The sequence below is a fragment of the Chloroflexota bacterium genome, from assembly GCA_023475225.1.
Taxonomy (GTDB): Bacteria; Chloroflexota; UBA6077; order FW602-bin22; family JAMCVK01; genus JAMCVK01.
The window spans coordinates 151,427-170,303 of sequence record JAMCVK010000028.1 but is presented as its reverse complement, the minus strand read 5'-3'; the positions used below and the strand labels follow the sequence as shown (position 1 = coordinate 170,303).

Annotated in this window: 15 protein-coding genes and 1 tRNA gene; 6 read left to right on the top strand and 10 right to left on the bottom strand. The window is 52.9% G+C overall.

All coding sequences use genetic code 11. From position 1 onward, the window contains the following. Positions 1-184 precede the first annotated feature (184 nt). Positions 185-257, top strand: a tRNA-Glu gene (locus tag M1136_07175). Positions 258-390: 133 nt separating this feature from the next. On the opposite strand, the gene cysK is transcribed toward M1136_07175, so the two are convergent. The 10 genes from cysK to M1136_07125 form a co-directional block, all read right to left on the bottom strand. Beyond that, positions 391-1,332, bottom strand: a complete 942-nt coding sequence (gene cysK / locus M1136_07170) for a cysteine synthase A (GenBank protein MCL5075415.1) — start codon at positions 1,330-1,332, stop codon at positions 391-393. 66 nt (positions 1,333-1,398) lie between these two features. Continuing rightward, complete coding sequence (locus tag M1136_07165; protein MCL5075414.1) at positions 1,399-2,262, bottom strand: NAD(P)-dependent oxidoreductase; 864 nt, start codon at positions 2,260-2,262, stop codon at positions 1,399-1,401. A 1-nt stretch (position 2,263) separates the two neighbouring features. Continuing rightward, complete coding sequence (locus tag M1136_07160) at positions 2,264-3,394, bottom strand: ABC transporter ATP-binding protein (GenBank protein MCL5075413.1); 1,131 nt, start codon at positions 3,392-3,394, stop codon at positions 2,264-2,266. Positions 3,395-3,427: 33 nt separating this feature from the next. Beyond that, complete coding sequence (locus M1136_07155) at positions 3,428-4,267, bottom strand: phosphoenolpyruvate hydrolase family protein (GenBank protein ID MCL5075412.1); 840 nt, start codon at positions 4,265-4,267, stop codon at positions 3,428-3,430. Beyond that, positions 4,267-5,517, bottom strand: a complete 1,251-nt coding sequence (locus M1136_07150; GenBank protein MCL5075411.1) for a Tm-1-like ATP-binding domain-containing protein — start codon at positions 5,515-5,517, stop codon at positions 4,267-4,269. Before M1136_07150 ends, M1136_07155 begins: the two co-directional genes overlap by 1 nt. A 69-nt stretch (positions 5,518-5,586) precedes the next feature. Next, the gene (locus tag M1136_07145; GenBank protein MCL5075410.1) at positions 5,587-7,518 is read right to left on the bottom strand and encodes an FAD-dependent oxidoreductase; all 1,932 of its coding nucleotides are present in this window, start codon (positions 7,516-7,518) and stop codon (positions 5,587-5,589) included. 48 nt (positions 7,519-7,566) lie between these two features. Further along, positions 7,567-8,889 carry a hypothetical protein gene (locus tag M1136_07140; protein ID MCL5075409.1) on the bottom strand — a complete coding sequence of 441 codons (1,323 nt, stop codon included), beginning with the start codon at positions 8,887-8,889 and terminating at the stop codon, positions 7,567-7,569. A 119-nt stretch (positions 8,890-9,008) separates the two neighbouring features. Further along, positions 9,009-10,199: an ABC transporter substrate-binding protein gene (locus tag M1136_07135; protein MCL5075408.1), complete on the bottom strand. Its 1,191-nt coding sequence runs from the start codon at positions 10,197-10,199 to the stop codon at positions 9,009-9,011. Positions 10,200-10,449: 250 nt separating this feature from the next. After that, positions 10,450-11,289 carry an ABC transporter permease gene (locus tag M1136_07130; protein ID MCL5075407.1) on the bottom strand — a complete coding sequence of 280 codons (840 nt, stop codon included), beginning with the start codon at positions 11,287-11,289 and terminating at the stop codon, positions 10,450-10,452. Further along, entirely contained in the window at positions 11,286-12,191 is a 906-nt protein-coding gene (locus M1136_07125) for an ABC transporter permease (protein ID MCL5075406.1), read from the bottom strand. Before M1136_07125 ends, M1136_07130 begins: the two co-directional genes overlap by 4 nt. Positions 12,192-12,276: 85 nt before the next feature. On the opposite strand from M1136_07125, the gene M1136_07120 reads away from it, so the two are divergent. From M1136_07120 to M1136_07100, 5 genes are all read left to right on the top strand, one after another. After that, positions 12,277-12,984: a GntR family transcriptional regulator gene (locus M1136_07120; protein ID MCL5075405.1), complete on the top strand. Its 708-nt coding sequence runs from the start codon at positions 12,277-12,279 to the stop codon at positions 12,982-12,984. Positions 12,985-13,002: 18 nt separating this feature from the next. Then, entirely contained in the window at positions 13,003-14,736 is a 1,734-nt protein-coding gene (locus tag M1136_07115) for an FAD-binding protein (protein ID MCL5075404.1), read from the top strand. Between the two features lie 2 nt (positions 14,737-14,738). After that, positions 14,739-15,083 carry a 2Fe-2S iron-sulfur cluster-binding protein gene (locus M1136_07110; protein ID MCL5075403.1) on the top strand — a complete coding sequence of 115 codons (345 nt, stop codon included), beginning with the start codon at positions 14,739-14,741 and terminating at the stop codon, positions 15,081-15,083. Between the two features lie 74 nt (positions 15,084-15,157). Further along, positions 15,158-17,269, top strand: a complete 2,112-nt coding sequence (locus M1136_07105; GenBank protein ID MCL5075402.1) for a hydantoinase/oxoprolinase family protein — start codon at positions 15,158-15,160, stop codon at positions 17,267-17,269. Continuing rightward, positions 17,236-18,864, top strand: a complete 1,629-nt coding sequence (locus tag M1136_07100) for a hydantoinase B/oxoprolinase family protein (GenBank protein MCL5075401.1) — start codon at positions 17,236-17,238, stop codon at positions 18,862-18,864. Before M1136_07105 ends, M1136_07100 begins: the two co-directional genes overlap by 34 nt. Positions 18,865-18,877: the final 13 nt, after the last annotated feature.

Below are 18,877 nucleotides of genomic sequence, written 5' to 3'. Positions count from 1 at the left end.
CGCTCCAGCGCTGAAGATACTGCGGGGGCGACCCCGTGGGAAAATAGGTCATCGCCAGGGGGATTGGGGGCCGGGATTTATCCCGGCCCCCCTCTTTGTGGGTTCCCCCTTATCTGAATCTGATATAATAGCCCTTGAACAAAGTTATAAACAAAGTTATAAAAACAAGGTAGTAGCTCTTTCTGCCCCCATCGTCTAGAGGCCTAGGACACCACCCTTTCAAGGTGGTAACAGGGATTCGAATTCCCTTGGGGGTGCCTATTACAACCGGACCTATCTTACAGCAAGGTATAGAGGTCCGGGAAAAATTTGAGGACAGGTCCCTCGCCTGTAAGCGAACTCTCCACCGACGTGCCTATTAGAGCCATGTGGAACTTAGATTGGATGAAGCTACTCGCCAAATAGATCTGTTTGCAAGTAGCGCTCGCCGGTATCTGGCAGGATAGTCAGGACGACCCTTCCCGCGCCCATTCTTTTAGCCACCTCCATGGCCGCCCACGCGGCAGTGCCACTGGAGATACCGCAAAGAAGTCCCTCCTCTCTGGCCAATCTGCGTGCAGTCTCGAAGGCATCTTCGTCAGTTACGGCGATCCATTCGTCTACGATAGCCCGGTTTAGAATGCGTGTTGTCTGGCCGTCTCCTATGCCCTCCTGACGGTGTTTCCCTACCCTCCCCGTTCCCTCCAGGGCAGCCATATAAGGTTCTACACCTACAATGCGGATGCTGGGAATGACTGCCTTCAGAACCTCGGCGACGCCGGTGAGGGTTCCCCCTGTGCCAATGGTGGACACGAAGGCATCAATTTTATCGCCCATTTGCATCAGTATCTCGGCCGCGGTCATTCGCCGATGGATGGCCACGTTACCGGGATTATCGAACTGCTTGAGATAGACGACGTTCTCTGGATCATTCCGTTCCATCTCGAAGGCTTTCTCCCGGGCCATCCAGACAGTCTCATGCATGTCCTTACCTTCAGGGGAGAGAAGCACCTGAGCGCCATAAGCCTTCATTATCTTGACTCGCTCTTTGCTATATCTCTCTGGCATCACGATGATGGCCTTATATCCCTTCACAGCCGCAATCATGGCGATGGCGATCCCTTGGTTGCCGGTGGTGGCTTCCACAATGGTCATGCCTGGCTTAAGCCCTCCCTGCTTTTCAGCCAGCTCGATCATCCCCAGGGCTGTACGGCTTTTTACACTGCCCCCGATATTTACCGCCTCAATTTTGGCATATACTTGGGCATCAATATCCCTGGCTAATCTTCGCAGCTGCACAATGGGCGTCTGACCGATCAGCTCAAGAATACTCGAGCCAACATGCAGAGACATCTCAGTCCCCCCTTCCCAGCGAGCACCCACTTTAAGTGAATGCTATAGGCCCTTGATAGTGTCTATTTAAAGAGCTTGTAAGGCATCGTGCCAGGTGAATTGGGGTTGGTACCCTAGCTCCCACTTCGCCTTGGATATGGCAAAAAGAGCCCCTCGCTTGCTGGTGATGAATCCATCTTCGTTTGATATCCACTTGACATACGGGTAATAAGTTTTAACCAGTTCTAAAGAGTCCACCTCGGCAGCCACATCTTCAGCGCCAATGTTGTAAACCTCGTATTTACATCCCTCTTTCTCCAGAGCAAGGCGGATAGCCTGAGCAGCATCTTTGACATGGACGTAATTCCAAAGAAACCGTTTATTTAGCTCAGGCTTCCTGACCCTCTCTAAAAAGCGCCCCTGGGCCTCTGGTAAGTGGGGGAAGAGGACCGTGGCCAGGCGAAGGCAGATTGTAGAGAGGTTGTATCTTCTGGAGTATACGTAACAAAGATTTTCACCCACTAGTTTGCTCAATCCATATATATCCTCGGGTCTAGTTGGATGCTTCTCATCGATGGGCAGATAGTCAGGGATGAAGTCCTTAACGTAATTAATGAGCCCGTAAGCGCATATACTGCTTGGGTAAACTATCTTGTGCACACCGTTTCGGGCTGCTGCCTCCAGGACATTGAAAGTGCCCATCACGTTTATCTTCATGATCTTCTCGTCTTCCCCTGTGTAGACCGGGATGGCTGCTAAGTGGATGATAGCATCCATGCCCCTCGCCGCCTTCTCCACGTCCTCGAGGACACATAAGTCCCCCTTCAAGAATTCTAGGTCAGTGAAACTGGGTTCAACGATGTCGAAGATCCTTATCTCGTGCCGCTCGCGCAGTTCAGCGATGACCACCTCACCTATCCGTCCAGAACCGCCCGTGATAAGAACCTTCACTTCAGTCACCTCGCACGATTTTGGCGTCTTCGAGGCCCCATCCCAAGATGACCCTATCCCCCTTCCTCAACCTGGGCGTTTCCAGGCGATTTTGCAACCTGACGGTAAGGATCTCTCCTCCCACCGTGCCTATCCTATACTTAGTGATCTCTCCAATGTAGATCACCTCCTCGATGATCCCCTCCCACCTATTAGGGCCAGCAATATCCTTACCGACGAAGAGGATCTTCTCCGGCCTTAGTGCTACGGAGACTCGCTGACCGGGGCTTACCTCGTCGGATCTCACTGTCTGTATAGTTAGCCCACCTTCGGTAAGCACCGTACAGGCGTTGCTGCTGATGCCTATCACTTCGCCTTGCAGCAGGTTGGTCTCGCCTATGAAATCGGCTACGAAGCGGTTCAGTGGTCTTTCATAAAGCTCATCCGGCGTCCCTACTTGTTGAACCCTCCCATCGTTCATTACCGCGATTCTATCGGACATGACTAGCGCCTCCTCCTGATCGTGGGTGACGTAAATGACAGTGGTATTAACCTGGCGCTGGATATGCTTTATTTCGATTTGCATATGCTCTCTGAGTTTGCGGTCTAGGGCGCCTAGTGGTTCGTCCATTAATAGCACGGGTGGGTTAAAAACTAAAGCTCGTCCTAAGGCGACCCTCTGTTGTTGCCCACCACTGAGTTGGCGTGGATAGCGTTTGCCCATCCCAGAGAGTTTCACCAGTTCAAGCACGGTGCGAATGCGCTCGGCGATCTCCTTGGGAGCCATCTTACGCATTTGGAGAGGGAAGGCGATGTTGTCATATACCGTCATGTGCGGGAATAGGGCATAATTTTGAAATACCATGCCCACGTCGCGCTTGTAGGGAGGCTTGAAGCCAACAGGCTCGTCGTCGATGAATATCTCTCCGGAGGTCGGAAGTTCGAAGCCAGCGATCATCAGCAGAGTCGTCGTCTTGCCTGAACCGCTTGGTCCCAGGAGGGTTATGAACTCCCCCTTTTTGATTTCCAAACACAGATCATCGACGGCAACTACCTCGCCAAACCGCTTAGTAAGATGATCAAGGCGTACGCTTGCACCTTGGGTGGATACAGGATTACCCTGTGTCGCCTTTCCTCCTTCAACTGCATTCACTGTTTGACCTCGCTGTGTGATCACCTGGTGTGCCTACCCTTCCTGCTCTTTGCCAATAGTCACATTCTTAAACCGCTCTGCTGTTTCACGCACAGCCTTCTCTATGGGGAGCCGTTCAATAGCTGAGGCAGCAACGTAACCTACGGCCTCGGTGTGCTGGTAGAGATAGGCCGTGTCCTCTGGTGTGGCGAAGGGCCCGCCGTGAGCCAAGCAGATTATGCTCGGATTCAGCCGCTTGGTCGCCTCACATATTCTTTGCACGCCCAGGGCCGCTGTCTCCAGCGATGTTTCGGTAGGGACCCCCACCAGACCCCCAGCGGTGGGGCCCGCATGGGCGACCATGCAGTCGACCCCGGCCTGGGCCATCTGTTCAGCATCGGCTGGGGAGAAAACGTAGGCCATCGTGAAGATTCCCAGCTGGCGGGCCAATCTCACCATTTCCACCTCTCGGGAGAAGCCCAGCCCCACCTTGTCTCGCATCCGGCGATAGTCGGTGAAGATGCCGATGGTGGGGAAGTTGATGATGCCGGAATAACCGGCTTCGATGAACCGCCGCAGGAGCCTGTTTAGGTCCAATCTGGTGGGGTCGGTAGCCTCCACTCCCCCGATAACCGGGGTGTCTCTTACTACGTTCAAGATCTCCTCGGCCATAGCCAGGGTTATGGCATTGGAATCTCCTAGACGGCTAGTGGGCAGGCCCATCAATCTAGATTTGCCGGTACTATAGACTATGATCAAGTCAGCCCCACCGAGCTCAGCACATTTGGCGATTATCCCAGCGCTACAGCCGGCACCCAGGATCGGCTTGCCCGCCTCTACGGTGTGACGGAGTCGACGGAGAATCTCCTCCCTAGCGATTCTAGTCTTCAGCATTAGGTGCCTCCTGAAACCTGTTTTCCTATCATCTCGCAAAGGACATCCACGGCTGCCTGAGCGAATGTGTCATCGTTGATGTGACAATTGACCTCTACTACCTTTATATGTTTTGGCAAGCCCCCCTTCAGGGATTGAATGAAGGCCATGTCCGCTGTTGGATCATAAAAGACCCCTTGTTCTATATCATAGGCGGAAAAGCCTTTCAAAGGGAGGATCACCGCCGTTGGCCCTTTGGTACGGCTCAACCTTTTGGCTATCATCTTCCCCAAATTTCTATTTTCCTCTACATTGGTCCGCATAAGGACGGAGACAGGGGAATGGAAGCGAAGATTTCTAGTGCGGTACCGGGGCGGTACCATCTCTTTTGGTCCAAGGTTGACGAAGTCCAGTCCTCCAGGAGCTATAACCTGTGGAATACCTGTTTGACCAGCTATCACCAGTCGCTCTGACCCGGGGGCGCCGACGCCACCGGCGACTTCGTCGGCCAACTCTGTGGTGGTCAGGTCCAGAATTCCGGCCAGGAATCCTTCGCTGGCCCTCTCCTCCATAGCGCGGCCACCCACGCCGGTAGTGGCATGGAAAACGATAGAGGTATATCCTCTCGTTTCCAGAAGGTGTTTGCATTTCATGGCGGCAGGCGTCGTGGTACCAGCAGCGCTTAAGCCAATCAGTGGACTCTCCTGTTGACTCTCTTCAGCGATCCCTTGTCCATACATCTCCTGAGCCTTGATCATTCCGTACGTTGCGCCAGCGGCGTTGGCCAGGGCTATCTTAGTTAGACAGTTAAGCCCCATTATGTCGGCTACGGAATAGATCATAGTTATATCCTTAGTATCCACATATTGGCGTGTGTTACCAGAGGCAGCTGTCGAGAGCATCACCTTGGGAATGCCGAAGGGAAGGGACCTCATTGCGGCTGTCCCGATGGCTGTGCCGCCAGAGCCGCCCAGGGCAACGATGGCCTGGAGCCGGCCCGCAGCGTGCAGCTCCTTGGCCAGGCAAGCCGCGCCGGCCATCATGACCCGCATGGCCTCGCCTCGGTCAGCCAGCCGGACGAGCTCCTCGATCTCTCTTCCACCAGCACTGGCCACTTGACCCCGAGATATCTCCGCTTCAAATAGGGGCTCGCCCATGACACCGGTATCCATAACCATCACCTGTAACCCCAGACCCTGTAATAGCCTCTTAAGGTATTGGGCCTCTGGACCTTTAGTATCCAAGGTAGCTATAAGGACGGTCATTTTCATCAGTCTCACCAACGTCTTCTAAGTTATTGGCTTTGCCTCACTCCTGCGCTCGGATCAGTCTGAATCGGCTCAGAGGAGGCGTGCCACTCGCGCTCCCTCGTGGATGGCTTGATAGATCTTGCGGGGGGCAACGCAATCGCCTACCGTGTAGAGCTCTGCCACCTTCCCTTTAAGACTTTGCATCAGCTTGTTATTGGCTTTAGAGCCGAGAGCAAGCACCACTGCGTTGGCTTCCAGGGTTTGTCTTTTGCCCTCGCTATCGAGAAAAACGACGCTGTCCTCGCTGATCATCTCGACCTTCGCCTTAGTAAGGACGCGTATGCCCAGTTCGGCAAACCGATGGTCGAGAAACAGTCGCATGCTGTATTCCATATCCTGGGCTATATCCTCCAGCATCTCCACGATCGCGACCTTATGGCCCTGTGTAGCCAGGAGTTCAGCCACATCGCATCCAACCTGTCCCCCACCAACCACGATGACCTTGTCTCCTAGTTCTCTTTCTCCGGCCAACAGTTCGTTAGCGGTGATGACGTTATCCCTTTGTCTGCCGAAGATCTCCCCTCTCAACGGCTCAGCGCCAGTGGCGAGGATCACTGCCTCTGGCTTGATCTCCTCGATCAATCTGGGGGTGACCTCTGTCCTCAGCCGCACCTCCACTCCAAGTCTCTCCAGCTGATTAATAAAGTACGTAATTAAGCCGACGATCTCCTTCTTGAATGGTGGGGCTGAAGCCAGCAGTAATTGTCCTCCCAGACGGTTATTTCTTTCACAGAGAAGGACCTGGTGTCCACGCAGCCTGGCCACCCTAGCCGTCTCCATACCGGCCGGACCACCCCCTACGATTAGTACCCTTTTAGCTTTCTCAGCCGGGGTGATCTTGTACCTGACCTCCCTCCCCAGTTCCGGGTTTACCGCACAACCCAAGAGTAGATAATGTCGAGTCCTATCGATGCAATCGTTACAAGCGATGCAAGGTCGAATATCCTCCAGACGCCCTTCGGCAGCCTTCTTGGGTAGCTCAGGATCGGCCAATAGGGGTCTCCCCATAGCCACAAGGTCTGCCCTTTTCTCTTGAAGGATCTGTTTGGCCAGGAGGGGGTCGTTGATGCGGCCCACAGTGATGACCGCTATATTTACCGCTTTCTTTACGGCCTCGGCCAGGTGGACCATACAACCGCGGGGCATCGCCATGGAAGGGAAGGTCCAGTAGCACGATTCGTAGATGCCAGCAGAGACATCTATAGCATTCACCCCCGCCGCCTCCAGTTCTTGAGCTATTAGTACGGTATCTTTAATGGAGAGCCCACCTTCCACGAACTCGGAACCACTGAGACGACATAATATGGGGTAATCTGCGCCGAGCATTTGCCTTATTCGTTGTACAATCTCAAGGAGGAATCGCATTCGGTTCTTGAGGCTCCCGCCATAATCATCCGTTCGTCTATTGGTGTAGGGCGATAGGAACTGGGTGATGAGATAGCCGTGGGCGGCGTGGATTTCTACAGCATCGAAGCCGGCTTGCTTGGACCTTCGCGCTGCTTGAGCGAACGTCTCAACATACTTCTTGATCTCTGCAACGGTCAGTGGCCGGGGAGTGAGGCCACGGGCGACGTAGGAGACCTCAGAGGCGGAGACAACCTGCTCCCCTTCGACGCTTTCCCAGGCGCCCACCCGGCCCACGTGGTTTATCTGGGCAGCGATTTTGGCCCCCCAGGCGTGTACCTCCTCTACCAGCTCATTTAACCCAGCGATGTATTTGTCGTTATCTATTCTTAGTGGCTTGCCGCCGACCTTCCCTCTGGGCCATTCGATGATAGCGTTATCAAGAATTATTAGTCCAACCCCACCCTTAGCCCGCTCAACGTGGTAGTCGATTAGTCTCTGAGTTACGGCTCCATCCTCAGCTCCAAACTGGGAGTTGATGGGGGCAAAGACCAGCCTGTTGCGCAGCTCCATTTGTCCGATTCTGATTGGCTCGAATAGCTTTCTTAGCGCGGTCACGGTAGTATCTCCTTAAGCAGATGTAGGTAGACAGGAATAGTCACTGCTCTAAACATAGATCTCCTCGACGCCAAGCAATCTGCCCAGGGCGCTCAGCTCTCGCCTAATATCTCCATAGGCCATAACAAGATGATGCTCTACCCCCTTTGTTATCATAGTATCCAGGACCTCGCGCACAGGTGTATCGGTCTGGACGTAAGCGATATTGCCCCTTCCAGGTGGTCCCTCGATGCTTTGTCCGAGAGCCGTGAATAGACGAAACTGGCCGTTTATCTTTTTAGTTAACTTGGCTAAAGTTACCCGTCCCTGTCGCAATGGGAATTCGAGGGTGACGCCGATGTTGGTTCGCTGATTCTTGCGTAGTCTAACCTTATCCTGCGTCGATGCCAATCCTAGAGAGGCGTGGCCACAGTGCCATAATTGGATGGCTTGTAACTCAGGGATGATTGCCCCTATGTCTCCCAGAAAAACCGGTTGATTTGTTAACCAGTGGCAAGCGAACATGGTCACCGCAGCGGTAGCATCGTTTTCGCATACCCCAATGATCCCCTCATCCATAAATTGGGAGAAGGCCAAGCAAGGTGAGAAGCGGTGATAAATCTCTGGCCAGCAGCGCACGCCGATCCCATCGAGGGCGTATTCATTCACCATTGCCTTTAGCGCTAAGTAGAGATTGGCAGCTGCTCGCAGCTCCTCGTGGGTGGGCTCAATGACCTTCCCACTTTGGCAAACGACTACGTTGGCGACGTTATCGGCCTCTTGGTCGGTTAAGTTCTCGTATTTGGCTAGAAGCTCTAGCGCGTCGAGTCGAACGACCTCTAGCCCTAATCTTCTTAGTCCGATCTCATCTAGCCCAGCGTCGATCATACCAGGACAGGCATAGCCTACCAGTCCTAATCTAGTGTGGCGCAGTCTTTTAGCTATAGCTGAGGCTAGGGCGTGAATGAGGATCTCGTTTAGGACCTTCGCCTCGTCGGCAGCACCAATTACATAAGCGAATTGGCGGCCGAGTCGAGCGAGGTTACTGGCGGTGCTGACAAGGCCGGAGAGGTAGACCCAAGGCGATCCCTCCCCCAGGGACCAAAGGAGGAGGGGTTGACGGAGCTCGGTAGCAAAATAGATAGGTAGGTCCTCGCTGACCCAATGGGCGAAACCTAATATTATCAGGTCAACATCCTTATCCTTAAATTCTTGGATGGTTGTTATGGCCTCTGAGCGGGTTCTTACTACGGCCTGTAGGGGTATGTTCACTGGTAGTTGAGCGAGGCCCTCCATAGACTTCTGGCGATATTCCCGGTGTTGGGCCTCCTCTTCAACATATTCAGGGCTCTCTGACCGGGTCAGGAATATCAAGCCAATCGTTGGGGTCAATGTATCTTCATCCCTCTCTACATTTGGGGTCACGTGGCGGCGTATCGTTATACGATGACCCGATACACGCCGCCACGTTTTGTAGGATATAGTTACCTGTGCTGACTATACCCTCGCTGCTAGCGTAGCTTCCACTCATTCCACTTCTCGACTACCTTTTGCAGGTTCTCGCCCCACCAGACTGCATCATAAATGAATTGGTTCTTCACGTTATCAGGGTAGCTGGTGAGGGTACGTGCCACCGCTGCATCGATGTAATCGTAGGCTCGCTTGTTAGTTGGTCCATAGGGGATGATCTTGACCAGATCAGCTTGTGGCTTACCCTTGGCTATATAGGCCAGGAATCTCATCGCCCCCTCATAATTCTTGGCCCCCTTGGGGATGACGAAGTAGTCAAGCATCAGTCGTCCTTGATTCCACTCAATTTCCAGTGGAGCACCCTGTTTCTTCAAGGCGCCAACGCGACCGTCCCATCCCTGACCGACGACAGCCTCCTTATCTACATAGAACTGCATCAGTTGAGCTGAGGTATGCGCCCAGACGATGTCCTTTTTGATCTCATCTATCTTCTTGAAGGCTCGGTCTATGTCGATAGGATAAAGCTTGTCGACAGGTATACCATCGGCCAGGAGAGCAAACTCAAGAGGTGGGAGGCTGCCCCTTTCCCCGGAAGGGAAGGTGCGCTTGCCTGGGAACTTCTTAACATCCCATACTTCGGCCCAGCTCTTAGGGTGTTTACCAGTGGGGAAGACATCGGTGCGGTAGCACAGGATGGCTGAATAGACTATGTGGGGTACGGCATAGGGATCAAGCATCTTGGGGTCAACACTGTCGAGATCGGCCTTATCGATCTTGCTCGGATCGATCTTCTCCACCAGATTGGCCTTCTTCAGGGCGTAGAGCAGGCTGGCGTCTGCATCGATGACGTCCACCTCAACGTTCTTGCTCTCCACCATCGCCTTGATCTTGGCCAGATCAACCCCCTCGGCCTCGATGACCTTAATGCCCGTTTCCTTCTCAAACGGTTGGAAATAGGCCTTGCGCTGCGCCTCCTGGTAGCTACCACCCTTTGATAAGATGGTTACTGGACCGATTTTAGGTGTCGGTGTGGCAGTGGGCGGCGCTGTTGTGGGTGTTGGTGTTGGCGCCACTGCCACCGGCGTTGGCTTGGCCGTAGTCGGCGTGGGGGTAGGTACGGCAGCGGGTGCGCAGGCTGCCAATAGAGGGCCTGCGGCCAAAGCTCCGGTGGCCACGGCGACACTCTTCAAAAACTCCCTGCGGCTAACCTTCTTGCTCTTACTGCTTTTCATCTCCATTCCTCCTTTCAGCAGGTCTTGCTGTACGAAAAATACCTTCGTTATTCTCCCTTTCACCTTCCTTGGGCTGCGTAGGCCCTCACTGCTATTTTGCTTGCTATCGCTCTGTGCACCTCCTCCACACTGGGCCAGGTCAGAGTGAGCCCCTTGGTCCTTAGGCGGCCCGTCTACGCCCCGCGATTTCCAGGTATCTAGGCTCTCTTGCTGGCCCCAAGAAAGTCACCTGCGTGGTTCTATTAATCTCTTAACCGCTGAGGCGTGCCATTCTACTTCTTAATAATTCCGTTGTAACCAGGATCAAAACGGTCAATACGATCAAAAAGGAAGACACGGCCGCGATGGTCGGATTTATCTCTAGCCAGACGCCCTCCCACATTTTCTTGGGCAGGGTCACCGCCCTTGTGCCCGCAATGAAAATGGCGATCACTACCTCATCGAATGAAGTGAGGAAGGCGAAGATGGCTGCGGTAAATACTCCCGGGCTGATAATGGGTAAGGTGACCCTTCGGAATGTCTGCAAAGGATTAGCACCAAGGCTCATGGCGGCTCGTTCTAGCGAGGTATCAAAGCCGGCCAGGGTGGCCGATACGATGACTACAACCAGGGGGATGGCCAGGACGGTATGGGCCAGGATCATCCCGAGGGCTGTGCCAACTAGACGAAGGCTGGCGTACAGGAAATAAACGGCGATAGCCGTGATTATTGAGGGAACAATTAAGGGCGATAGGATAAAGCCATAGATGAGCCCTTTCCCTGGAAATCGTCCCCGGACAAACCCGAAGGCGCTCAACGTGCCCAGAATGGTGGCGAGAATCATGACTACGCTAGCCACCTCTACGCTGAGCAGGGTGGCCTGTACCCAGCCCGGACCTCCGAAGTAATCTTGATACCATTGCAGGGAGAAACCCTTGGGTGGGAACTCTAGATATAGCGATGAACTGAAGGAGATGGGAATGATTATAAAGATAGGGAGAATTAAGAAAATTACGATAGCGCCACAAAGGAGACGAAGGGTTATCATTCCCCAGCCAACCCCAGGATGGCCTGGTTTCGTCACCGTCTGCACCCAAGCCACGCCCCTCACGTTCTCCCTCCCCATATCTTGTCCAAGCCGAGGAACTGGTTAAAGGTGGTAGCTAGCAGAAGGGTGATGACCAAGAGCACCACGGCGAGGACCGAGGCGAAGCCCCAATTCAATAGCTGACTGGTCTGAGTTTCAATCAGCATTGAGATCGTGGTGTCCCGCAATCCGCCCAATAGGGCAGGCGTGACGAAGAAACCAAGGGAGATAATGAAGACCAGGATGCTGCCAGCAGCTACACCGGGAAGGCTCAGAGGTAGGAAAATTCTCCAAAACGCCTGGAATGGTGTTGCCCCCAGGTTATAAGCGGCCTTTAGTAAGCTCTTATCAATACCGACCATCACGCTGAAAAGGGGTAGGATCATATAGGGAATTAGAATCTGTACCATGCCGACATGGACGCCGATGAAATTATGCATTAACTGTAGTGGAGATGAGACAAGTCCAGACTTCAATAATAACTGGTTTATAAGTCCTTCTCTTCCCAATAACACCATCCAGGCATAAGTGCGGACCAACAAACTGGTCAGAAAGGGGAGGATTACGGCGATCATTAATATATTCCGCACACGAGGGCTGGCGTTGGCCAGGAGGTAAGCGAATGGGTATCCAAGGACTAAACAGGAGAGGGTCACCGTAAAAGCGAGCCTGAATGTGTTCAGGAGGACAGCGATATAAGCGGGCTTCTGAAGTAGATAGGCGTAGTGCTTTAGGGTAAGGTCGGGGTCAAAGAGGCTGAGCATAAATATGCGCATAAGGGGATAGGCGAAGAGCCCGGTGAGGAAGGCCGAGGCCGGCAGAATTAATAAGAGATTGCCTATTTGGGTACGCCGAGTCAGCGATCTGACGGCATCAGCAAGCAATGACCTATAGGTGATAGGGATGGCTGACGCTTGCTTTGACATAGAATCTCTTGACAACCTTATAATTGTATGCTATATTGTATACAATATAGCATACAATTTGATAAATGTCAAGGACTTATTAGAGATGAATCGAGCAGCGCGTACTGGCCCCCTCGTTGATCCCGTTGCTCCGAGCTCTAGGCTGCTGAAGCAACGTGCCTATGAAATTATTAAGGAAAAGATAATCAACTGTGAGCTTAAGCCAGGAAACCCCATCGTTGAGGGTGAGCTCGCCGCTGCCTTAGGTGTGAGTCGAACCCCCATAAGGGAGGCTCTACAGCAATTGCAAGATGACGGTCTGGTGATCTTAGCTCCCCACAAAGGCGCCTACATTTCTGACTTGGATGTGGATGATGTGACTGAGATCTTTCAGATCCGTGAGGCTCTGGAGGGGATGGTGGCCAGATTGGCTGCCGAGCGCATAACGCCTGACTCTCTGGCCGAACTGGAGAAGATCGTTGCTCTGTTGGACGAAGCTATTCGGGAGAATAGTGTCGAACTTGCCTTCAAAGCTGACAATCAATTTCATGCCCTGCTTCTGGAGACCGCAGGAAACCGCCGGGCTTCGCGTATCATTCACAAGCTGAATGGGCAAATCCATCGTTTGCGCTTCATATCTGCTAGTATCCCCAGCCGTATCCCAGTCTCGATGCAGGAGCATAAGGATATAGCTCAGGCTATCAAATCCAGGGACGCCCATTTGGCTGAACAGCTGATGAAGCATCACATAAGGCAGACCTATAACAACGTGGTGCAATTGATAAAGAGTCCGGTAGGAGCCTTCCTTATCTAGGTAGGAGGAGCAAGGGGAATGTTGAGAACCGATGTGCTGATTATAGGCAGCGAGGGAGCGGGCGCCGGAGCGGCCATAGAAGCCTTGCGGTGTGGTGCTGAAGTAGTTATGGTGACCAAGGGCCGCTTCGGCCACAGCGGAGCCACGATCACTGGTGGGGCTGATATTAATGTAGATAGCAGGTCAGCGAAGGAGCTTTTGGGATTGCCTGGTGATCCCCGCGACAGCGTTGATTGCTTCTTTGAGGATATGGTGGTGGAGGGTAAGTACATAAATAACCAGAGGTTGGTGGAGGCTCATGTCCAGGAGGCTCCCATCCGGGTCAGGGAGCTAGTGGACATGGGAGTGAAAATTACTAACTTCATGCATGGTCCGGGCCACAGGTATCCGCGAGGGGTGTACATAAGTGGGGCGGATATGATCAAGGTCTTCAAGAGGCAACTAGAGAGAACTAAGGTCAAAATCGTTGAAGACGTAATGATAACAGACCTACTTATTATAGACGGTCGAGTGGTTGGTGCTGTAGGACTGGACCTGTGTCGGGGGGAGTTTATCTCTATCGCAGCGGGAGCCGTGATCTTGGCCACCGGAGGAGGAATGAGGCTTTATCCCGTAACGACTGCTCCTGAGGAATTGACGGGCGACGGTCAAGCCATGGCCTGGCGTGCTGGGGCCGAGCTAGTAGACATGGAGATGGTCCAATTCTTGCCCTGCACCTTTGTTGATCCTCCGGCTTGGCTAGGGCTGACCTTCCCCTTCCTTATCGGCCCCGGTGTGGGTGGCATGGAGGGCTGGCTACTAAACAAATATGGCTATAGATTTATGAGAGACTGGGACCCTCAACGGGAGGAGCGGACGACACGAGATATTCTGGCCATTGCCATCATGAATGAGGTAGTGGAGGGGCGGGGAAGCCCCTCAGGAGGGGTCTATCTCTCCTTCGCTCATCTGCCTTATAACCTTATTGAACGTTACCCCATTGAGCGTAAAGATGCTCATTTAAAGCCAGATTGGACCTTTAAGGGTTTTTCCTTGCGTAGCCTCGTCGAGGAGATAAAGAGAGGATATGCTATGGAGGTTGGTCCAGCTAGCCACTTCTTTATGGGGGGGATCAGGATTAATGAGCGGTGCGAGACGACTCTGGAGGGGTTGTACGCTGCTGGAGAAGTGGCGGGTGGGCTGCACGGCGCTAACCGACTTACTGGCAACGCCTTCACCCAGATAGTAGTCCAGGGCGCTAGAGCGGGGCAATTCGCCGCCGCTTATGCTAAGGGAATACACCATCGTGAGGTTGATCCGAGGCAGGCCAGGGCTTTACAGGATAGGATATTCAGCCCCATCCAGCGTGATAGCGGTGTTAGATCCTATGACCTCAAGAAGCAGTTACAAAAGCTGGCCTGGGAATCCGCCGGTGTCTTGAGGAACGGGCTTTCCCTGGAGAGCACACTTGCTCATATCCAGGGCATATGGCGAGAGGCTATCCCAAGGAGCTACTGTGCGGCTAAGCAAAGGGAATACAACCGAGAGTGGATCGAATGTTTACAAATAGAAAACTTACTAACTTTGCTGGAAGCGATCTCGCACAGCGCTCTTACTAGAACCGAGAGTCGTGGCGCACACTACCGAAAGGATTTTCCAGGGATGGACAATCACTCTTGGCTGAAAAACGTTGTCATCGAAAATAGAGATGGTCAGATGCGGCATCGTCTGGAACCGGTCGTGATCACTAGACTCGAGCCCCCGAGGGAGTGAGTATGCCCCAGAAGAATATTCGGGTAACAGTCTTCAGGTATAACCCAAAGTGTGACGGGCAGCCGCACTATGAAACTTATCAGGTGCAGGTGACTACTGGTACAAGTGTGCTTAATGTCCTCCAGTATATCAGCGAAAACTATGATGGCGGATTGTCCTATTACACTTCCTGTCGAATCGGCGTCTGTCGGGGCTGTGTAGTGAGGGTTAACGGCAAACCTAGATTGGCCTGCACGGAGTTGGCCACGGGAGATATGGTCATAGAACCAGCCTCAAGTTCTAAGGTCGTAAAGGACCTGCTCCTGAGGTCGTCGGAAAAGTTGACTGGACTTGAGCCAGAATCATAAGGGTGTCCTATTCGTATCACTGGTCAACCAGCGAAGCGAAGGGAGACTAGCTACCGCACTGCGAGGGGAAGACTGTGCAATACAATGTGGGAATCGATATTGGGGGCACCTTTGTTGATCTGGTGGCTTTGAACCTAGAAACTGGCGAAATTCACTGCCATAAGACGCCTTCTGTTCCCGCAAACCTCTCTCAAGGGGTGATTAATGTCCTTAAAAAGGCCGTGGCTGAGGGGAACCTTCAACCTGCTCGTCTCCGTCATTTCGCCCATGGGACAACGGTGGGTACCAATGCGGTGCTGGAACGGAAGGGGGCTAAGGTTGGCTTAATCACCACCGAGGGCTTCAAGGATATCCTAGAGATAGGTCGTCAAAACAGATCATCTTTGTACGACCTCTTGTATGATAAGCCAGAGCCCCTAGTAACTAGGGATATGAGGGTAGGTATCTCTCAGAGGATCAATGCCCAAGGGGAGACGTTGCGGGAAGCCACCGCTGAGGAGATCTCAGAGACGGTGAACCGTCTGAGGCAGCGGGGAGCGGAGTCCATCGCTGTCTGCCTCTTACATTCTTATCTGGACCCAAATCACGAGGCAAGGGTGGCCGAGGTGATCAGGCAAGTCTATCCGCAAGCCTATATCTCGCTCTCTTCCGAAGTGCTTCCCGAGTTTCGGGAGTATGAGCGGATGAGCGTCACGGTACTCAATGCTTATCTTATGCCCGTGATGGATAGGTACTTAGGAAAATTAGAGGCTGAGCTCAGGGAGATGGGTGTGGATACCGTTCTTCACGTGATGCAATCCAACGGTGGAGTGGCTAGTAGCAAAGTGGCTTGCGAGAAGGCCGTCTTTGAGGTCCTATCTGGGCCAGCCGCCGGGGTGATTGGGGCTAGCTACCTGGCTCAGACTACTGGCTACCACAATATAATTTCGCTTGATATGGGTGGGACTAGCTGTGATGTTTCCCTTGTGAAGGGTGGCGTTCCCGAAGTAACAACTGAGGGTAAAGTGGGCGAGTTCCCCCTCAGGTTTCCAGTCATTGATGTTCACACCATTGGGGCTGGTGGGGGGAGCATGGCCAGGGTGGAGATGGGCGTGCTCCTAAAAGTTGGACCCCAAAGTGCAGGGGCAGACCCCGGCCCGGCCTGTTATGGAAAGGGTGGCGATCAGGCGACGGTTACTGATGCTAATGTAATGCTAGGAAGAATAGATCCCAACTACTTTCTGGGTGGGGAGATAAAACTGGATGCCAAAGCAGCAGCAGAGGCCATCTCTCGTAATGTAGTCAGTAAGCTAGACATGGATCTCATTGAAGCGGCTCACGGCATCGTCGCCATCTCTAATGCCCATATGGTCAATGCTATCCGGGTTGTATCGGTGGAGAGGGGCTATGATCCAAGGCAGTTCTCCCTTGTGGCTTTCGGTGGAGCTGGACCAGTGCAGGCGGGTAAGCTGGCGGAGATCCTCGGTATCCCTCGGGTGATTATACCAGAGCTGCCGGGGGCGTTATCTGCCTTTGGGCTCCTTGTCACGGATATAAAACACGACTTCGTTCAAACATATCTCCGAAGGCTGGATAAAGTTGATCTAGAAAAAATAAACTTTCACTACGCCAGACTGAAGATGGAAGGTATGAAAGTTCTAGGGGAAGAGGGATTTGCTGAAACGGAGATTCGCCTGGTTCTTACGGCCGATGTTCGGTACGTAGGGCAGGCCTACGAAGTGAATGTGCCTGTACCAGCAAGCATGCTCTCAGTTGAGGATCTGATCCTTATCGAGAAGCGCTTCCATGATAGACATAAGCAAATCTATGGGCATTGTGCTCAAGAGGAACCGGTCGAGATGGTTAACCTGAGGGTGAGTACACTAGGACTGATGGCCAAGCCTCCGATTAAGAGAGAGGCACTTGGGGATAGCGATACGAGGTTAGCCTTAAAGGGGAAAAGACAGGCATCGTTCGATCCGGAAGGGGGATTCATAGAATGCCCCGTGTATGAAAGGACTTGCTTGAAGCCCGGAAACGTGGTGGAGGGCCCAGCCATCATTGAGCAAAAGGATTCTACGGTTATAATCTATCCGAGGCATAGAGCCTACTTGGATGCCTATCGAAACTTAATTATTGATGTTAGTGCTGGATTTCGAAAGGAGACGGCTGGGTGGACAGAGTTGATCCCGTCACGGTTGAGGTAGTGCTGAATGCCCTGATCTCGGCGGCATTAGAGATGGGGGTAGGGCTGCAACGGACGGCTTATTCCACCATTATTCGGGAGGAAAAGGACTGTTCTTGTGCCGTATTCGGTCCCGAAGGGGAGCTGGTCGCTCAAGCCGAGTTTATCCCCATACACCTTGGTTCTATGGAATTCGGGCTCAAGGAGATCATCGCCGAATACAGCGCTGCCTTCGAGCCTGGAGACATTTATGCTAGTAATCATCCATATAGGGGGGCGCAACACACACCGGATATCATGATGTTTTCGCCAGTCTTCTATGGGGATGAACTGGTAGGTTTCGTCGGCAATGTGGCCCACCATATAGATGTGGGGGGGAACGTCCCGGGTAGCGTGGGGGGAAACAACACAGAGCTCTTCCAAGAGGGCTTAGTGATCCCTCCTCTTAAAATATATGCCAAAGATGAAATGGGTGATTGGTTCAGAAAGATGATCGCGGCTAATGTCAGGGAGCCGGATAAGACGCTTGGAGACCTGAGGGCCCAAGTGGTAGCTAATAAGATAGGAGAACGAAGGTTCTTGGAGCTCCTGCGTAATTATGGAACAGCGATTGTTCGCCACTGTATCAGGCGAATCGTAGACTATTCTGAGCAGCGAATGCGAGCCGAGATCAGTGGGATACCCAATGGCCGGTACGTAGCCGAGGAGTATATGGATGGAGATGGACAGAGTGACGCACCGGTGAGGATAGTAGCCACAGTTGTCGTGGATGGAACGGAGATCTGGGTGGATTTCACAGGTACGGATGAGCAAGTAAGGGGGGCTGTCAATTCGCCTCTTACAGCTACAAGGTCAGCTGTATATTACGCCATAAGATGTCTTACTGATCCAGAGATACCCCAGAATCACGGTTGCCTTCGTCCTATTCATGTCCTTGCGCCGTCAGGAACAGTGGTTAATCCTATTTCCCCAGCGGCCTGTGGGGGGCGCATGCAGCCATGCTATAGGATCGTGGATGTGATATTCCAGGCGCTGGCCCCAGCTATCCCGGATAAGGTGGTTGCTGGCAGCCATGGGAATACCGTTATCAGCATTGGAGGCAGGGGTATAACCGAGAACAAGCATTACGTGTTCTTCGAGGTGGTGGCCGGTGGTTATGGGGCTCGATCAAATAAGGATGGCATCGGTGGTGTGGATGTTCACCTTTCCAACTGTATGAACGCCCCGATAGAGGCCATCGAGATAGAGTATCCCCTGCTTCTCGAAAGCTACGAGTTGGAACCGAATTCTGGAGGAGTGGGGAAGTATAGGGGTGGACAGGGAATACGAAGGGACATCAGGTTCCTGGGTGACGAAGCCACTTTAATGATAAGGTCGGACAAAGTGAAGTTTGGTCCTAAGGGGATGTTGGGTGGGGGGGAGGGGAGGCCGGGCCTATTTGTGCTGAACCCGAACACGAAAGAACAACGGATTCTACAATCTAAAACTACCACATTCATCAAGAAAGGAAATCTCATTAGCCTCAGAACTCCAGGTGGGGGAGGATACGGTGCTCCTGAGCAGCGACCCCCCGGGTTGTTAGAAAAAGACCTGATCGAGGGGAGGGTTATACCATAGGCCGAAGGGGTGC

Bases quoted from the DNA above. Each gene is read 5' to 3' on its own strand.
- cysK (MCL5075415.1), bottom strand. From the start codon at position 1,332: ATGTCTCTGCATGTTGGCTCGAGTATTCTTGAGCTGATCGGTCAGACG.
- M1136_07155 (MCL5075412.1), bottom strand. From the start codon at position 4,267: ATGCTGAAGACTAGAATCGCTAGGGAGGAGATTCTCCGTCGACTCCGT.
- M1136_07150 (MCL5075411.1), bottom strand. From the start codon at position 5,517: ATGAAAATGACCGTCCTTATAGCTACCTTGGATACTAAAGGTCCAGAG.
- M1136_07135 (MCL5075408.1), bottom strand. From the start codon at position 10,199: ATGAAAAGCAGTAAGAGCAAGAAGGTTAGCCGCAGGGAGTTTTTGAAG.
- M1136_07125 (MCL5075406.1), bottom strand. From the start codon at position 12,191: ATGTCAAAGCAAGCGTCAGCCATCCCTATCACCTATAGGTCATTGCTT.
- M1136_07120 (MCL5075405.1), top strand. From the start codon at position 12,277: ATGAATCGAGCAGCGCGTACTGGCCCCCTCGTTGATCCCGTTGCTCCG.
- M1136_07115 (MCL5075404.1), top strand. From the start codon at position 13,003: ATGTTGAGAACCGATGTGCTGATTATAGGCAGCGAGGGAGCGGGCGCC.
- M1136_07110 (MCL5075403.1), top strand. From the start codon at position 14,739: ATGCCCCAGAAGAATATTCGGGTAACAGTCTTCAGGTATAACCCAAAG.